At 64.4% G+C, this 17,490-nt stretch carries 15 protein-coding genes and 1 pseudogene; 3 read left to right on the top strand and 13 right to left on the bottom strand.

Annotation, left to right across the window (positions count from 1 at the left end; all coding sequences use genetic code 11):
- Positions 1-545: 545 nt before the first annotated feature.
- Positions 546-1,916, top strand: a complete 1,371-nt coding sequence (locus IC50_RS09430; protein WP_035703320.1) for a hypothetical protein — start codon at positions 546-548, stop codon at positions 1,914-1,916.
- A 102-nt stretch (positions 1,917-2,018) separates the two neighbouring features.
- On the opposite strand, the gene IC50_RS09425 is transcribed toward IC50_RS09430, so the two are convergent.
- The 13 genes and pseudogenes from IC50_RS09425 to IC50_RS09365 form a co-directional block, all read right to left on the bottom strand.
- Positions 2,019-2,957, bottom strand: coding sequence for an SAM-dependent methyltransferase (locus IC50_RS09425; RefSeq protein WP_035703318.1), 939 nt, complete (start codon positions 2,955-2,957; stop codon positions 2,019-2,021).
- 457 nt (positions 2,958-3,414) lie between these two features.
- Positions 3,415-4,128, bottom strand: a complete 714-nt coding sequence (locus IC50_RS09415) for a hypothetical protein (RefSeq protein ID WP_035703314.1) — start codon at positions 4,126-4,128, stop codon at positions 3,415-3,417.
- A complete protein-coding gene (locus IC50_RS09410) occupies positions 4,125-6,314 on the bottom strand; it encodes an AAA family ATPase (protein WP_035703311.1) in 2,190 nt (729 codons plus the stop codon). The genes IC50_RS09415 and IC50_RS09410 overlap by 4 nt, the downstream gene beginning before the upstream one ends.
- Complete coding sequence (locus IC50_RS41200) at positions 6,307-6,483, bottom strand: hypothetical protein (RefSeq protein ID WP_157460925.1); 177 nt, start codon at positions 6,481-6,483, stop codon at positions 6,307-6,309. The genes IC50_RS09410 and IC50_RS41200 overlap by 8 nt, the downstream gene beginning before the upstream one ends.
- Complete coding sequence (locus IC50_RS09405) at positions 6,480-7,052, bottom strand: hypothetical protein (RefSeq protein WP_035703309.1); 573 nt, start codon at positions 7,050-7,052, stop codon at positions 6,480-6,482. The genes IC50_RS41200 and IC50_RS09405 overlap by 4 nt, the downstream gene beginning before the upstream one ends.
- A gap of 12 nt (positions 7,053-7,064) precedes the next feature.
- Positions 7,065-7,382, bottom strand: a complete 318-nt coding sequence (locus tag IC50_RS09400; RefSeq protein WP_050990947.1) for a hypothetical protein — start codon at positions 7,380-7,382, stop codon at positions 7,065-7,067.
- Between the two features lie 487 nt (positions 7,383-7,869).
- Positions 7,870-8,313 carry a cupin domain-containing protein gene (locus IC50_RS09395; RefSeq protein WP_050990955.1) on the bottom strand — a complete coding sequence of 148 codons (444 nt, stop codon included), beginning with the start codon at positions 8,311-8,313 and terminating at the stop codon, positions 7,870-7,872.
- A gap of 34 nt (positions 8,314-8,347) precedes the next feature.
- Positions 8,348-10,516, bottom strand: a complete 2,169-nt coding sequence (locus IC50_RS09390; RefSeq protein WP_035703307.1) for a xanthine dehydrogenase family protein molybdopterin-binding subunit — start codon at positions 10,514-10,516, stop codon at positions 8,348-8,350.
- Between the two features lie 2 nt (positions 10,517-10,518).
- Complete coding sequence (locus tag IC50_RS09385; RefSeq protein WP_035703304.1) at positions 10,519-10,989, bottom strand: (2Fe-2S)-binding protein; 471 nt, start codon at positions 10,987-10,989, stop codon at positions 10,519-10,521.
- Between the two features lie 60 nt (positions 10,990-11,049).
- Positions 11,050-11,898, bottom strand: coding sequence for an enoyl-CoA hydratase/isomerase family protein (locus IC50_RS09380; protein ID WP_035703301.1), 849 nt, complete (start codon positions 11,896-11,898; stop codon positions 11,050-11,052).
- 26 nt (positions 11,899-11,924) lie between these two features.
- Entirely contained in the window at positions 11,925-13,238 is a 1,314-nt protein-coding gene (locus IC50_RS09375) for an epoxide hydrolase family protein (protein WP_035703299.1), read from the bottom strand.
- A gap of 239 nt (positions 13,239-13,477) precedes the next feature.
- Positions 13,478-14,167, bottom strand: coding sequence for a VOC family protein (locus IC50_RS09370; RefSeq protein ID WP_035703298.1), 690 nt, complete (start codon positions 14,165-14,167; stop codon positions 13,478-13,480).
- A gap of 100 nt (positions 14,168-14,267) precedes the next feature.
- Positions 14,268-14,932 (bottom strand): annotated as a pseudogene (locus tag IC50_RS09365) (sensor histidine kinase).
- A 252-nt stretch (positions 14,933-15,184) separates the two neighbouring features.
- On the opposite strand from IC50_RS09365, the gene IC50_RS09360 reads away from it, so the two are divergent.
- Positions 15,185-16,141, top strand: coding sequence for an alpha/beta fold hydrolase (locus IC50_RS09360; RefSeq protein WP_035703296.1), 957 nt, complete (start codon positions 15,185-15,187; stop codon positions 16,139-16,141).
- A gap of 53 nt (positions 16,142-16,194) precedes the next feature.
- Positions 16,195-17,235, top strand: a complete 1,041-nt coding sequence (locus IC50_RS09355) for an alpha/beta fold hydrolase (protein WP_035703294.1) — start codon at positions 16,195-16,197, stop codon at positions 17,233-17,235.
- Positions 17,236-17,490 lie beyond the last annotated feature (255 nt).

Here is a 17,490-nt window from a genome sequence, read left to right as displayed (position 1 = left end):
CGGATCGAACCTCGCCGCCGGGCTAACCGGCGGGAAGGAGGAAAACAGACCCAAAGGCAATGAAGTTCGAGTCAATTGGTAACAAGCATTCGCAGCTTCTATACCGACTCTTTGGTCTCGAATCCTGCCTATTTTGCTCCATCTTTTCGACTTCTGAGTCGGGACGTTTATCAATAAGCCCTATAAATTAAGGGGTACGCGCGATTATCAGGACAGCCAGTTGGTTATTCGTGCCAGCCTTTCCGGGGCATGCGACGGTAACGAAAGCCTAGCCGGCTAGGTCCGGAGCGGTCCGTGCCGACTCCCGCGAACGATCGTCCCGACTCGAAACGGCGAATTGGTAACGGCTTCGGGCCGGCCCGACGCCGGGCGGCGGGGCGCCGCCGTCCGGCGTCGGAGGCTTCCGCGAGGCGCTCCAAAAAAATTACCAATAATACAGCTCCGGCTTCGTGTCGTCCCGTCGAGATTTCTGGTGTCGTTTCGTCCGATCACGACCGAACGTCGTGCGACAACGATGCCAACGACGACGACAGGAGAGACTTCAGATGGCCAAGACGAACACCAAGACGAGGACCCAGGGAGCGGCTGCACGGTCCCGGCTGGCTCCGCCGACCCGCGGACCCACGGTGGTCCGGTTGCTGCCGCCGGCGTCCATCGTGGACGAGGATCCGCCGCTGCCCCCCTACATGCGAGCCCACGAGAACCGCCGGACCGGAAGCGTCCACTTCCGATGCGACGTCTCGACGCGCATGCGGAAGGCGGGATTTCCGCTGCCCAACCTTTCGCTCGGCACGGATCTCCATCAGGCACTGTCGAACTACGACGCCCAGTTCGCGCCTGTCCTCAAGGAGTGGAAGGAGAACGCGGCCGCGGTCGCGCTCGACCTCAAGCCGGTCGTGGGCAGCCTCGAGTGGGCCTACGTCGAGTATCAGACGACGGACAGGTACGATGCCCTGGCCGACGAGACCAAGCTCAGCTACGGCAAAAGCATCCGGCGTTGCTGCAATTACGTCCCCCAGACCGGCCGCTTCGCGGGACGGCGCTTCGGCACCGTTCCCGTCCGATGGATGACCGAAGCCGACGTCGACAACTTCTACTCCGAATACGTCCGCATAACCGGGGTTGACGACAAAGGCAAAGAAACCGTCCGGAAGCGCTCCGCGACGGCGAGAAACGACATCCAGACGGTGCGCACGATGCTCAACGCATTGAAGCGCAAGCACCCCAACCTCGTTATGCACAACAAGGCGAACTCTTTCGCAGGCGTGTACATGCCGCACCGGACGGTCAGCCCGCCGCCCGTGAAGCTCGAATGGCTCGCTCCGTTCGTCCGCACCGCGGACCGCAAAGGTCTCAAGAGCGTCTCGGCGATCGTTCTCTACTGCTGGGAGCTGGAAGTCCGCGTGACCCACTATCCGTACAAGTTCACGTGCGACCAGTTCAGGGGCCCGAACCACGAAGACCAGATTTTCGTCGATGCGGAAAAGGTCGGAGAGCAGGGATGGTTCGAGCTGTGGGACGACGACGGACACGAGATGTACCACGCCCTGAGGGAGCGTCTGACCGAACTCAAGGGAAACCGCTTCGGCGACGAGCCGCTCTTCCTGTCGGAGCGGGCCGACCGTACCCGCCCGTGGAGGCCCGCCGAGCTGCGCGCGGCCATTAAGGAGATCTGCGAGGAAGCCGGACTGCCGCCCCTCAATCTGAGCCAGTTCAGGAAAGGCGGCATGGAAGAGGCGCACCTGGCGGGGCTCACCCCCGCCGAATTCACCGCCACGTCGTTGCACGCCAACTACGGCACGGTGGCCAAACACTACACCCAGAAGCACAACCCCGAACTCGCGATGAACGGTCAGCACAAGCGCATCAATCTTCGCGGCCGGAAGCGCAAGCGGGGTATCGACATCGTCACCTGACGGACCGGCACCGTTGCCAAAGCCCCGCTTCGGCGGGGCTTTTTAGTGCCGGCTCGCCGAAGCCACGCAGGTCGGCTAGGATTCGCGACGTCGATCGACGCGCTACGCGGACGACTGGTCCAGCCGGAAGATCGCCGAAGCCGCGAACTTGCTCTTGGCGGCGTACGACGACCCGGGCGCGCCCACGCCGATGCGCGGACCCAAGGGAGGCTCGGTGTAGGGCAGCAGGACCAACTCCTCCAGCGTGATCGGACCATGGGAGGCAAGCGCCCCCACCTCCTCCGCGGTATCCTCCCGCAGAAGGCGGACGTCGTCGCCGGCGACACGCGTCACCACGTGGAAGATGCCGCCATCGCGCACGGCGTTGGCGGCGTATTCGAGCGCGGCCAGGTCGGTGGCCATCCGATGCACCCGGTCGGACCCGATCTGCATGTCCTTCATGATGCGGTCGTGCTCGCGCGCGGAATGCATCCCGCTGAACCACTGCGTCACGGCGTCGTAGGGCCTGGCCACGAGAAGCAATTCGTCCAGCTCGGGATCCTGCCGCAGCAGGTCCGTTTGCGCGAGCACGATTCGTCCCGGCGCGGGCAACCGGCCCGGAACGAATTCGAGGTCGTACTCCCGTTGGTCCAGACCGACGCGGCGGAGACGCGTATCGGGCGTCCCTACGCCCAGACGACGTGCCGCAGCCGCTAAACAATCGGGGTTCTCGTCCAGACCCACGAAAAGGTGGGCGCCGGCGCCGGCGGCCTCCACGAGAGCGGCCAGACCTTCACCGCGTCCGCAGCCGATGTCGATGACCTTCGTGGCACGGGTGAACGAGAAGAGGTGATCCGCCAGCTTCCGGTAGAGACCCTGCTTCTCGTAGAAGCCGGCATTCGTACCCCAGCGGTCCGCATAGACACGCCGTCCCACGTCCAGCACGTCCTCCGGGGATGCCTCCCGAACGGCCTGATGACAGTCGCGGTAGAGGAGACCACTTTCGCACGGGCAGAATCCATCGGGGTCGGTTGTCGGCATGGTGAAGAGATCGGCCTCCAAGAGCAGAATCCAAGCCAAGGCGACGAAGTCCTACGGGCCGACCGCTATTGTTCCCAGTCGCGGCTTTCGTCCGCCACACCGTGCCGGGCCGCGACGAACCTGCGGACGGCCGCTAGGGACCAGACCAACTCAGTCGAGCGGCCGACGAGACGTACGGCACCCGGTTTTGGTGCTGTTCCCGCGGCGATGGCCTTGCACAATTGGCGGGTCGTATCGAAGTCGAGAAGTGCGGCGAGCATGTCGGCGCGAAGCTCGAGCGGCCATACCCCGTCCTTGGGGTACCGGGCCGGCCTATTGACGATCCGGACCACCTGCCGTCCATACCCCGCATCGAGATCCTGGACGCTGTCACCGCGGGCCGCCGGCCGAGGCACTGCGAACAGGGTGCCCGCGCGCTCCCGCGGCATTCGTGCCAGCCGCCGAAACCGGCGTCGGGGTCTCGGGGAAACCTCTTCCATCATGCCTCGTGACGTGGCGGCGATTTCGGCCAGGGGCAATCGAAGGCATCGAATCCACCGACGCTTGCTGCGGCTGGCTTCCGCGCGTGTTCGTCGGGGGGCGGCGAGCGGTCTGAAGGATACGAATACTTCGGGCCGTCTTCCGATCGCCTAGCTCGTGCCGCAGATTCAAAGGATTTGGCCTCGGGGTCGACGAACGGGATGTCGAAGCGGTCGGAGATCTCGCTGGCCGCGATCGTGAGGTCGTCGCACTCCTCAGGATCGGCGCACCCGTCGATGATGCCGACCGTCACCGTGTCGATTCTGCTCGCCATGGTGCGGCTCACGTGAGGGCCGAGCACGAGTTCTGCTGCCCGCAGGTCCTCCTCGATGCGGCGGCGCGCCCGGAGCGACTGGGCGCCGGGGCTGCAGAATGCGTAGCCGCCGGCCCAGCTATTGGGGGCATCGACGACGACCATGTCGATCACCACCGTGTCGCACCGCGCCCGTGTCGCGACGGACCGGCGGCCGCGGCGGACCGCCTCGCGTGCCTCCTCGGGCACGGGAACGCGCATGTTGGTGACAACGGAATAGCGGCCCGATCGGCGCAGCGCGGCGAGCACCCCGCGGCGGAGGAGGTCGTTGCGCCGTGCGGCTTCGGCGCACGGGCGCGGTTGGTGGCGCGCCGGCGGGAGGGCCGGAACGGACGACTTTCCCCTCTCGATCTTCGTCATCGTTTGTCTCCTTTCGGATCGAGGGTGTGGATCGTCGCCGGCCGTCGGGGCCCGGCGCGTCTGGCGAGCGATTCGGCGACCGCGTCGCCATCGATGCGTCCGTCGGCGAGGAGGCGGGCGGCGATCTCGTCTAGCGCTTCGCGGTGATCCGACAGGATGCGCGAGGCGGCCCCGTCGGCCGCGGCGAGCTCCTGCCGTACGGCGTCGCGCACCTCGGGAAAGACCAGCAGGGATTCCGCTTCGCGCGCCGCACCCAGGTAGACGAGGTTTGCCTCGTCGTTGCCGAACGATCCGACCATCGCTGCCGCGAGCCTGGTGGCTTCGTGAAGATCGGAGCCGTCCACGCCGGCGCCGCCCCATCCAGCTTCGCCGAAGACAAGACGCTCACCGGCGCGCCCGGCCAGCCTGACCTGCAGGCGTGCGAAATTTTCCGCGTAGGTGCCGGCCAGCGGCGTCGCGCGGAACCGGAACACTGAGGCCGCGGTCCTCGCCGAGCCGGTCATGATGGCGACGGCGCCTGCCGGGCCGTTCAGGATGACGTCGACGAGGATGTGTGCCGCTTCGTGGACGGCGTGGCGCGGCAAGAGGCTCGACGGCGTCTCGACACCACCGCAGAGCGCGCGCTTGAGGTCGTCGAGAACCATGCCGCGTCCGGCGTGTCTGGCACTGCGTCGGGCTTCGTCCACGATGCGTCCGACGTCGGCGCCGGTGCAGCCGAGCGCCGCCAGCGCGAGGTCGCCGAGGTCGGCATCGGCGAGGTCGCCGCGCAGCCTCAGCCGGAAGATCGCCTCGAGCGCCGCGCCGTCGGGCAGGCCAACGCGGATCACCCTATTGAAACGGCCCGACCGCAGGATGGCCGGATCACAGCGGCTCGCGTCGTTGGTCGTACCGATCAGCGCGACCGCACGTCCGTCGCCGTGGAAGTCGTGGGACGCCGAGAGCGTATCACAGGCGGCTAGGAAGCCGTCGATCACTTGCCGGGAATAATCCCTCCATGCGTGCGTCATCGACGACCTGTCGCCGAATGCTTCAATTTCGTCTACTCCGAAAACACAAGGACTCAATGATTTCGCTCTCGCTACGTCCGCGTGCATCTGCCGGAGCAGATGGCCGAGGTGCCCCTCGCCGCTGCCCTGCCACTTCGCGAGGCTCGCGATCACCAGGTTGATCCCACTCTCGGCGGCGATCAGGCGCAGCAGCGTGCTCTTGGCCGTGCCGGGAGGACCCTCAAACACCACTCCGGCTTCGACGGCGCTCCAGGGAATTTCCCGACGTCTCCACGCCGCGACGTCCTTCACGAACGCCTTGGCCCAGGCGACGGCATCGTCCATGCCGCGGAGATCGTCGAGGCAGAGGCTGCGGACGCTCGCGCTTTCCGCCTTGGACGCCGCGAGCCGGCGCAGCTTGCCCATGCATTCATCGGCGGAACGATCGAATCTGACGGCGAGCGAGATCTCGTCCGCTCCGATCTCGTTGAGCAAGCCCTCGTCCGGCACGTCCCGCGGCATCGAGCCGGTGACGAGATGGACGGTCTTTCCGATGATGTCCGCGTCGGGACGTCCGACCGCGAGCCTGACGTCGCAGGCGCGGAGCAGGGCGTCGGGGAGGTACGAGGCGGCGAGCGGAGAGAAGGCGACCATGGGTATCGCGAGCGATAGCGCAGCCAGGGAGCGCCGTTGCGCGCGGTGCCGATCCGATTCTTTCGGCGGATCCGCGACGATCATATGGAGACATTGCGTAGCGCTCCGGGCGGCAATGGACGGCAGGATGTCGGAAAGCACGGAATGGCTTGCGGCCGCCGCGTCCCCGAGTACGACCTCCTTCCAGCAGGCCGCGACCATTCCGAGCACGGCCGGGTCCGGCACGTCGCAGATCACGACCGGGGACGCGCAGCGCATCGCCAGCGCTAGGCTCTCGGGCTCGTCGAACGCCTTCGCCAGCATGAGCTTCGTGGCGACCGCGTCCGCCGTCGGTACGCGATTCCACGCCGTTTCCGCGTGCGGCGGCTCGCCGCCCGAGGGGGCCTCCGACGCCAAGCGCGTCGTCGCGCGCGCTGCCTCCCAACGCTTCTTTTCACGGCGGAAGACGGCGCGTTGCAGCGGCCCCATGGGAGCGGGACGAAAGCCGGTCTTCTTGGCCTTCGAAGCTCCGTGGCGCGTGGCCGCGTGCGCGCGGGCGTCAGACATGGCTAGACTCCAGGATGGAGAACTCGAAGCTCTCGTTCTCGCCGAGGCCGATCGCGCGCGCGGGGTCGCGAAGCGAGACGTGGGAGGCACCGGCGATGCCGATCCCTCCCAGCCGCCACGCCGGGCCGTGCCATAACTCGCCGGACCACGCCCCACCCTGAACTCTCACGCGATTTCCTCCACCGAGAAGGTGCCGTTCGTCGGCCGCCAATCGCCCAGTCCCTTCGAGAAGCCGGCGAGGCGGTACATCTCGATCACGTCCTCGCGATTCCAGAACGAGGGGAGAAAGTGCGCGGTGAAGATGACCGACCAGTCGTGGAAGCACGGGCGGGTGCGCATCGTCCGCGAGTTCCCGATCTTGACGGAGGCGCGCAGCCGGAATTCGGGCAACAGCCACAGTTCATCCAGATCGCGCGGACCGGCATAATCGAGCTGCGCGTTGCGCTCCACGACCAGACCGGCGCGCCCCGCGTCCTTGCGCTTGCGCGACCTAGCCGCGGCGACGAACGTCGCCGCGAGCGCCTCGGCCGGGATGCAGGGACGCCCGGACTCCAGCCACAAGCAGCCGTTCCACTCGATTCGCGCGATCTCCTCGTGATCGGCGGCGGTCTTCATGCGCTTGGACGTCAGGCGTGCCAGCGCCTTGGTCGTTGGATCGAGGGGATCCGACATCCGTCCGCTGCGCATGATGAGCCGTTTGGTGCCGACGATCTTCAGCGTGACGCTTTCAGCTTCCATGGACCAGGTCTCCTAGCGGGTGGGATCGGACAGGCGCGTGCGGACGTCGCGCATACGGATCACGTCGGCGCGCAACGGGACAGCGCGGGCGAAGCGGCGCCGGCGCAGGATGTCCTCGACGTCGCGGTGGCAGTGTGCGCAGAGCGCGATTAGATCGCCGCGTGCCTCGCATCCCAGGCGCAGATAAGTCGCATGATGTACCTGAAGAGGCGAGCACTCGGTCGCCGCCTCGAAACACAAGCGACAGTGTCCGCCGGCGACCTTCAGTTCGCGCAGTCTTTCATTGTTGGAGCGCCAGGCATCGCTCACGATGTATCGACGGTAATTCAAATGACCCTCGTGCAATGTGATAAATCACATTACACCCGTAGCACGGGATCTTCAGCGAAGCTGCGTTTCGAGGTCAAAATTTTTGGAAAAGATCGGAGCGCGGATTGCGGTTACATTGGGCATGCCGGTGCCGAAGATGAGGCGATAGCATGCGTTTCGGCAAAGGAGGTGGAGTGATTCCGCCGGACAATACCCGGAAGCTCTTCTGCGCCAACCGGGCGACCGCTTCCGCCCACGTCAGCGGACTTAGGACGGCTTCCTTTGAGGTTAGGATCTACAGGCGGCGGAGAGAGTGGGACTCTCTTCCCGTTCGGCCAGGTTGCTCGAAAAACCGCGGAAAACAAGGATTCCAGAAAAGTCCCGTCGGATTTTGTGACCACCGCCGTGTACCACTTGTTCGGCCCATCGGGCCCTCGAGCGATTTCGAGACTTTCAAGGACCCGCACAAACCCGGCCCGCTCCGCCCGTCCTCCGGCATTTACGCGCATTAGCCTGACTGCGTGCCGAGGCTCTCTCCCGCACGCAGGCGCGGGTCATCGTGCCTATTGCGATATTCGAGGCCAAGCGGGCCGATCGCGGACACCTGCGTGACGTATTCGCCGGACTTTGCCCAATGGAAATGCCAGGTATCGCCGGGCAGCACGAGGACGGTGCCCGGCGGATAGGCCTCAACCTTGCCACCGTCGAAGGTCTCGCCGAGTCCTATGTAGAAGACGCCGGACATCACCGTGTAAATCCGATCCTCCGGATGCTTGTGCGGCATGAACTTCGTGCCGCCCGGCACTTTCACTCGGACGACGTAGGGACCAGATTCAGCCGGATGGCCGACCATGACGGCCAGCCGCGCGCCCGGCGGAAAGGCTGGAAACGGCTTCCACGCGATATCCTCGGGCAGGATGGCTCGGAACCTGTCTTCATCAGGCTGATGCATTTTGGTCTCCTTTGCCGAGATGTGCATCAGGCACTCACGTCTTGAGCGCGTCGGGGTCGATCGGCATTTTGCGCAATCGCCTGCCAGTGGCTGCAAAAACCGCGTTCGCCACGGCCGGGACGATGCCCGAGGTTCCCGCCTCACCCATTCCGCCGGGTGGCTCCGCGGACTTCACGAGGTAGACCTCGATGGAAGGCGCCTGATCGATGCGCAGCATCTGATAGGTGTCGAAATTAGCCTGTTCGACGCGACCGCTTTTCAGCGTGATCTCACCGTACAGGGCCGCGGTGACGCCGAACATGACGCCGCTCTGGATCTGTGCCTGCACCGTGTCGGGATTGACCACGATGCCGCAGTCCATGGCGCACACCACGCGGTGCACGCGGACCGATCCGTCCTTGGCCACCTCGACCTCCGCAACCTGCGCGAGGTGGCTTCCGAACACATTTTGCAGGGCGACGCCCCGGCCTCGCCCCTGGGGCAATGGTGTGCCCCATCCCGCCTTTTCCGCCGCGAGTTCGAGCACAGCCTTCGCACGCGGATTGTGGTCCAGCAGCGCACGGCGATAGGCGACGGCATCCTGCTTGGCCGCCGCCGCCAATTCATCAACGAAGCTCTCAGTGACGAATACGTTGTGCGAGGGACCGACGCTGCGCCAGAAAGCCGTCGGAATGCCCGGCGGTTCGACGCGAACATATTCGACATGGAAGTTCGGAAGCGAATAGACCAGGTCGATTGCGCCTTCCGTCGTATCGGGATCGAGCCCGTTCCGGAATGCGGGCGGAAGCCACCGCGCGATCACAGAGGAGCCGGCGAAACGATTGGTCCATGCCACGGGTCTACCGCTCTCGTCGAGACCGGCTTCGATGCGGTCAACCCAATAGGGACGGTACATGTCGTGTTGGATGTCCTCCTCGCGCGTCCACACGACCTTCACGGGACCATCGACTTGCTTGGCGATCTCGACCGCACGTACCGCGCCATCGGCCTCAAGGCGGCGTCCAAAACCTCCGCCAATCAGATGATTGTGAACCGTGACCTTGTCGGGCGGCAGGCCAGCTGCCTTCGCTGCCATCGCCTGGACTCTTGCGATCGCCTGCGTGCCGACCCAGATCTCGCACTCATTGCCGCGGAAGTGGACCGTGCAGTTCATCGGCTCCATCGTTGCATGCGCCAGAAATGGCAGGTGATAGCTTGCCTGGACCCGGGTCGCGGCGCCGGCCAACGCTTTCGCAGCGTCGCCGATGTCTTGCGCAACCGGACCGGCCTTCAGAGTGGCGTCCTCGAGCTCGCGGGCGATGTCCTGCGTGCTGAGACCAGCATGGCGCCCGTCCTCCCACTCGATCTTGAGTGCCGCCAGACCCTTCTTGGCTGCGCCCATGTGATCCGCGACCACGGCAACGGCATCGTCGAGCCGGACAATCTGGCGCACGCCTTTGATGGCCATCGCCGCACTGTCATCCACCTTCTTCAGTCTGCCGCCAAACACCGGCGATTGAGCCAATGTCGCGATCTTCAGCCCGGGTGGCCGCGCGTCAATTCCATAGAGGGCGGAGCCGTTCACCTTGCCCGACACGTCGAGCCGCCGGGCCGGCGTGCCGATCAGCTTGAACTCATCCGCATTCTTCAGAACCACGCTGGCAGGCGGAGGGATCATCGCAGCCTCGGCGGCGAGCTCACCGTACTTGAGGCGACGCCCTCTCGGCGTATGGATGACCTCGCCTGCCTCGGCCCGGCAGCGTTTCGCATCGACGCCCCAGCGCCGCGCGGCTGCTTCGATCAGCATCATCCGCGCGGTCGCGCCGGCTTCTCGCAACGGCTTCCAGGCGCCGCGTATCGCGTTCGAATTGCCGGTGGCCTGCACACCCAGCAGCGGGTTGGCATAGAGCTTTTCGTTAGGCGGCGCATGTTCGAGCCGCACCTGCCCGAGGCCGACTTCCAGCTCTTCGGCGATCAGCATCGGAATGGAGGTGTAGGTGCCTTGCCCCATTTCGACATACGGCATGGTCAGGACCACCTGACCGTCACGGCCGATCCGGATGAAGGCGTTCGGTTCGAACGTCCCGGCGGAGGAGCTTCTGCTCTCGCCAAGCGGCAAGCTCAGGCTCAGCACCAGACCGCCGCCGGCGAGGGCCGTCTTCACCAGAAAGCTGCGACGGGACAGCGCGACAGTGGCGTGAGACGCCGTGCGATCCGATGTCATGATCAACGCTCCTTCACCTGCGATCCGGCGGCAAGCTTAATCGCCTCGCGAATGCGGACATACGTCCCACAGCGGCAGATGTTGCCGCTCATGGCATCATCGATATCCGCGTCGGTCGGATGAGGCTTGTCAGCAAGCAGCGCCGAGGCCGACATGATCTGGCCGGACTGGCAATAGCCGCATTGCGGCACTTCGTGCTCGAGCCAGGCTCTCTGAATCTTCGCACCTGCCGGAGTCCCGCCGATCGCTTCAATCGTGGTGACCTTGCCGTCGCCGATGCTATCGACAGTGGTGATGCAGGACCGGACTGCCGCGCCGTCGAGATGGACGGTGCACGCTCCGCACAATGCCATGCCGCAGCCGAATTTCGTACCGGTCATGCCGAGCACGTCGCGCAACAACCAGAGCAACGGGGTGTCGCCATCGACGTCGACGCTGCGAGGGATTCCGTTTATATCGATCGTGAAGCTCATATGATTCTCCTTGTATTCCGGCAGAACGGCACGACTCGCAGTCGCGCGCGGGCCGTTGATTCATTTGCCCAGCTGGCCGACGTGGAAACCGAGTCGATTCTCGACGTCGCCGGGACGGTGAAAGCCGCGCGCCATGAGCGCCTTAATGCGGCTCTGGGCTGCGGGGCGTGCGAGAGCGGCCAGGAACGCGTCCCACTCGGGCTTGATCTCGACATCGGCCGGCAGGCTCGCGATATCGACGAGGCGCTTGGTCTCGGCGATGGCGTCCTTGTCGAACGTGGCGATACGCATCGCGAGCGCCTCGACGAAGCCGTCGAGCTCGGCATCCGGCAAGGACCGGTTCACATAGCCATACCGTTCGGCGAGGTCCCCATGAACGTCGTCCGCGCTCAGTAGAACCTCGAGCGCGCGGCCACGGCCTATCAGGCGCGGCAATCGTGCCATCGGTCCTCCGCCCGGAACGAGGCCGGCGCCGACCTCCCATTGCGACAGGATGGCCTTCTCGCGGCTGGCAAAGCGCATGTCGCTGGCGAGCGCGAGTTCGCTGCCGACACCGGTCGCTCGGCCGCGGATCGAAGCGATGGAGACAACAGGCGCCCGGCTGAGCCGCACCAAGGTGTCGGGCAGTGACTGCAGGCCCGTCCGTCCGGGCGGAACGGCAAGCGATTCCTCCAGCGGCGCGAGGAAATTGTAATGCGTGATGAAGAATCCTTCGACGGCGCTGTCGAACACCACCACCTTCACTTGCGGATCGGTCTCGATCGCGGTGACAATGTCGCTGAGCAGCGGAAGGTGCTTCGGTCCGAAGATATTGACCGGCGGCATGTCGAAGGTGACACGCCAGTAGGTCGGCAGCCGGCGTTCAAGGCGGATCTCGTCGGTCGCGAAGATGCTTTCGGGACGGTTCATGGTCTCACTCCTGATCTAGGCCGATTTCAGATCGACTGGCGCAGCGGGCGGAATGCGGTGCGCATCTCCGCGGTGAACAATGCGGGCTGCTCCCAGGCTGCGAAGTGACCGCCCTTGTCGAGACGGTTGTAGTGCATCAGCCTGGGATAGGCTTTCTCGGCCCAGCTGCGCGGCGCGGCATAGATCTCGTCTGGGAAAACGCTGACCGCGACCGGGATCTTCACATGCTTGGGCGCGAAGAACACCAGCTTGTTCTCCCAATAGAGCCGCGCCGACGAGACCGCGGTGTTGGTGAGCCAGTAGAGCGTGATGTTGTCGATCACATCGTCCCGCGACAGGCCTTCCGTCTTGCCTTCGAAGACGCGCGAGATCATCGCGGCGCTGCGCGCATCATGGTCGAGCATCCAGGACGCGAGGCCCGCGGGCGAGTCGACCAAGCCGTAAAGCGTCTGCGGCCGGTTGGACATCTCGATCGCATAGCCGAGACCGTGCTTGTAGAAATCGTCGAGTTGGTCGTAGGCGATGCGCTCCTCAGCCGAGAGGTTCGCCGGTCGCGTTCCGCCCGGCTGGAGTGCTTTGGCGATATCGTCGGGGACGGTGGCTGGCATGTTGGTGTGGATGCCGAGCAGCCCCGGCGGCGCGATCAGCGCCATCTGTTCGGTGACCGCATTGCCCCAATCACCGCCTTGCGCCACGTAGCGAGTGTAGCCGAGACGCTTCATCAGCACGATCCAGGCGCGCGCGATGCGCTGCGGATCCCAGCCGAGCGTGGTCGGCTTGCCGGAGAAGCCGTGACCGGGCAGTGAGGGAATGACCAGATCGAACGCGTCTCTGGCGTGCCCGCCGTGCGCGGCTGGATCGGTGAGCGGTCCGATAATCTTGATCTGCTCGATGATCGAGCCTGGCCACCCATGGGTGACGATCATCGGGAGCGCGTGTTCGTGCCGCGAGCGGACGTGAATGAAATGGATGTCGACGCCGTCGATCTCGGTGACGAATTGCGGCAGGGCGTTTAGCCGCGTCTCCATCCTGCGCCAGTCGTAATCGCTCTGCCAATAGCGCACGAGCTCCTGCACGGTCCTCAGCGGCACACCTTGCGACTGGTCGTTGACGATCTCCCGATCCGGCCAGCGCGTTGCTGCCAGGCGGCGGCGCAGATCGAGCAGGTCCTCCTCGGGCACGTTGACGCGGAACGGGCGGATCGCCTCGCTCGTGGCCGCCTTCGCCGGATGCAGCGGCAGCAGGCTCGACACGCCGGCGGCAACGGCGGCCATCGCGGCCTGGCCCAGCAATTGACGACGGTCGGGGTTGAGGATGTCGGCGCGTGCCTGCGTGGTCATTGCGAATCTCCCTTGCTATGGTCGGTGGCGATGGCCGATCTCGATATCGGGCCGTCGTTGCTTCGTGCATGGAGATTGACGCAGCCCCCTCTGCTTGGCGAGTTATCGGTTGTTAGGCCTCGTTAGCCATTGCGAGTCTGCACAATCAGACGCGCTGCGATGGTGCTTCGGGCGAGCCAACGCAAAACGGCGCACGACAGCGAGCCGTCGTGCGCCGTGGACAGAAAATGCTCTTGCCTTTATGACGACAGGGACTGACCGGCCTGCTCGCGCGCGATGTACTCGGCGTACCAATCGGGCCAGTTCTCGTCGTGCAAGCCAGTGCGCTTCTCGTGCTCGCCATGCGCTACCGCCGCACGACGCAGCGCGGCAGCCAGGTCGGCCATGGAGGCAAATGTCGCGCCGTCGCGCTCGATGCGCCCGGGCAGCCGCGTGGTCACCTCCTGCAGGAACCAGCCATTGCCGTCAGGATCGCTGAAAGAGGCGAACGAGCTGTAGCTGCCGCGCTGCGGATCGACGCCGCCGATCCGGACGCTGCCGAAGAGATAGGGGTCATCGGCGCCAATATGGACATCGCCGCCGCCATGAAAAGCCTCGCTGACAGCAATTCCGCGCTCGATCAGCTCATTCCTTGCGGCAATGAGATCTGATACGATCAGGTACAAACCGCGTGCCGAGCCCGGCGATGCTGACGTAACATTGCGGCCGAAGATCACCGAGCAGGCAGAGCCCGGCGGTGTGAACTGGACCACGCGCCATCCATCGCCGGAGGCGAAATCGGCATCCAGTCGCCAGCCGAGACGCTCGTAGAACGCCTTGGAGCGGTCCACGTCGGACACCGGAATTACGACGACTTCGAGCTTCAGATCAGCGCTATGCGATGCCGGGGTCCTTTTCTCTGCCTCGCGATCAATTTCAAGTTTTGCCATGTCGAACTCCCGATGTAAGGCGGGCCGAAAGCCGAACCCGCTGTTGCACTACCAATTTGCTCTTAGGTTATGGCGCAGCGTTCGTGAGAGCCGTCCATCTTCAGGCGGTCGTCGGCATCTCGATGGTGATCCGAGTGCCACCCTGTCCCGCCTCGCCATTCAGGCGGGCCTGAATGCTGCGCGCAAGCCCTTCCAGGATACGGCTGCCGGTGCCCCGGAGCTGATCCGTCGCACCAATGCCGTTGTCTGCCACCGTGCAGATCCATGTGCCATCTCGGCAGACGACCTCGATCCGGATCAAGGCTCCCGCCTTGCTCGGGAAGGCGTGTTTCGCCGCATTCGTGACCAGCTCGGTGATCATCAGCGCAAGCCGATGACATTGTGATGCGGGAGAACGCCGCCTTCGACCAAAGCCTCGCACCGCACGCCGGCGGGCTCCAGGACCGCTGCCGAAAGTGCTTCGCAGAGGTTCTCAAAGAAGGTTGCGACGGACACGGACGGCTCGTCGCTGTTCGAAAGCAGTTGGTAGAGCTTGCCAAAGGCACAGATTCGCCGCTCGAACCGATCCACCGCCCCGGAGACGTCCCGACTGCCGGCTCGGGTGAAGTCGCGGCGGACCGAGGCGCCCAGCAGTGTCAGCGTGTTCTTCATGCGGTGGTGGGATTCCTGCAGCACGAGCTCCCAATCCCGCGATTGCTCCTCAAGGGCAGAGACGAACTGAGATCGAACGGTGCTGCCGTTCGGAATGGAGTAGATGGCGGACATGATAGCCTCCCCGTTGGTTGAAACTGGCGTGAGCGTCATACTGGCTGCACAGCGTGGGTTTGGCTCGTTAGACGTTGCGAAATTCTGTTACGATCGTCGAGCGCGCTGTCGAGTTGCCGCGGCACCGCCATAAGCTGCTCACGTTAAAGCAAAAAGCTGCGGTCCGGGTCTCGCTCTCAACGCCTAACAATACTTAACGAGCTAACAGGCCGCTTCGGGTGCAGATTGCGCTCGCGACATCGGAGCGATGACATGAGCATTCCAGCGACCCTCGCCCTCTCAGCGGCCCTGGCTTGCGCGACCGTGCAGGCTTCGGCCCACGATCTGCGGTCGAGCCGCCGTACGATAAGCTATCACACGGTCGATATCGGCGGCCTCAAGGTTTTCTATCGCGAAGCCGGCCCGCCGGACGCGCCGACGGTGCTCCTGCTGCACGGCTTCCCTTCGTCGTCGCGGATGTGGGAACCGTTGTTGCCGCTGCTTGCGGACCGATATCATCTGATCGCGCCCGACTATCCTGGCTTCGGCAACAGCAGTGCGCCGTCGCCCTCCGACTTCACCTACACCTTCGACAACATCGCGGGCGTGATCGGCGAGCTCGCGAACCGGCTCGGTCTCACCAGCTACGTTCTGCTGATGCAGGACTATGGTGGCCCGGTAGGCTTCCGCATGGCGCTGGACCATCCGGAACGTGTTCGCGCCATGATTATCCAGAACGCTGTTGCACACGAGCAGGGCTTGAGCCAGCTCTGGGAAGCGCGTCGCAAATATTGGGCCGATCCCGCACATGAACTAGAGGCGCTGAAGGCCAACTTCACCTCTCTCGAGGCGACGCGTCAGCGTCACCTCGGCTCAAGTCCACATCCCGAGCGCTACGAACCCGACGCCTGGCGCGATGAATACGCCTTCCTCACGCGTCCCGGCCAACCCGAGATTCAGACGACGTTGTTCCTGGACTACCGGACCAATGTCGCTGCCTATCCGAAATGGCAGGATTGGCTGCGCAGGAGGCAACCTCCGATCCTGGTGATGTGGGGCAAGTACGATCCCTCCTTCACCGTCGCCGGCGCGAGCGCCTATCGCGACGATGTCCCGACTGCGGACGTCCACATCCTGGAAGCCGGCCACTTCGCATTGGATGAGGCGACCGACGAAATCGCCACCTTGGTCCGCGACTTTCTTGCACGGCTCGAGGGGCAGAAGGGCTGAACAACACAATCCTGGCCGCGCTGAAAACAACGGAACCACGATAGGAGCCTCTCATGTCAGATGATGTTGACCACGAACGCCGCCGCTTCTTCGCAGGCGCCGCGACGATGCTCGCAGCAGCCCAGCTTGCGTCAAGCACAGCCGTAGCCAAGCCTGCGAAGCCTGCTGCCGCCGTCAAAGCAGGCGGCAACACTTCGTTCCCGTCGCTCAAGCAGGTCGATGCCGGCCTGCTCAACGTCGGCTATGCCGAAGCAGGACCGGTCGACGGTCCAGCCGTGATCCTGCTGCACGGCTGGCCGTACGACATCTACAGCTTCGTCGATGTCGCGCCAATTCTCGCCTCCGCGGGCTACCGCGTGATCGTGCCCTATTTGCGTGGCTATGGCACCACGCGCTTCCTGTCTGATGGGACGATGCGGAACGGGCAGCCATCGGCGATCGCGGCGGACATCATCGCTGTGATGGAAGCGCTCAAAATCGACAAAGCCACGATCGCCGGCTTCGACTGGGGCGCGCGGACTGCCAACATCATCGCGGCGCTGTGGCCGGAGCGCTGCAAGGCGATGGTCTCGGTAAGCGGCTATCTCATCGGCAGCCAGCAAGCCGGCAGAATGCCCTTGCCGCCTAAGGCAGAGCTTCAGTGGTGGTATCAGTTCTACTTCGCGACCGAGCGTGGTCGCGAAGGCTACGAGAAGTATCGTCGGGAGTTCTCGAAACTGATCTGGCAGCTCGCGTCCCCGCAGTGGCGCTTCGACGAGGCCACTTTCGAGCGCAGCGCCGAGGCGTTCGATAATCCGGACCACGTTGCGATCGTGATCCACAACTACCGCTGGCGTCTCGGCCTTGCCGCAGGCGAAGCAAAGTATGATGGTTATGAGGCGCTACTTTCACGGGCTCCTGTCATTGGTGTCCCGACCATTACCATGGAGGGCGACGCGAACGGGGCTCCACATCCCGATCCGTCGTCCTATGCCAAGATGTTCTCAGGCAAGTATTCTCACCGCACGATCAAGGGAGGCGTGGGCCATAACCTGCCGCAAGAGGCGCCTAAGGCATTTGCCGCTGCCATCATGGACGTTACCGCCGACGTCTGATCGAAGCGCGACCGCCTGGCCGATCCGAGGTTCGGCTGGACGGCACCTCTGCTGCTTGGATGAGAGATCCGGGTTTCTACGCCGTTTTCTTCGGTTATGCAGCGCCACTTAACAACGCTTAACGAGCGATCATCCGCATTTGGGCATACCTGTCAGGGTAGTTCTCACGAAGGAAAATCGACGGATGATTGCGCTGCTGGCGAATGCAATCGAGGCTCATGGCGGCCTAAACCGATGGAATGCCCGCAAGCGCCT

Source organism: Bradyrhizobium genomosp. I (2014) (assembly GCF_000261685.1).
In the GTDB taxonomy this organism is placed as follows: domain Bacteria; phylum Pseudomonadota; class Alphaproteobacteria; order Rhizobiales; family Xanthobacteraceae; genus Bradyrhizobium.
The sequence above is the reverse complement of the archived record's forward strand: the minus strand, read 5'-3'. Positions and strand labels throughout refer to the sequence as shown.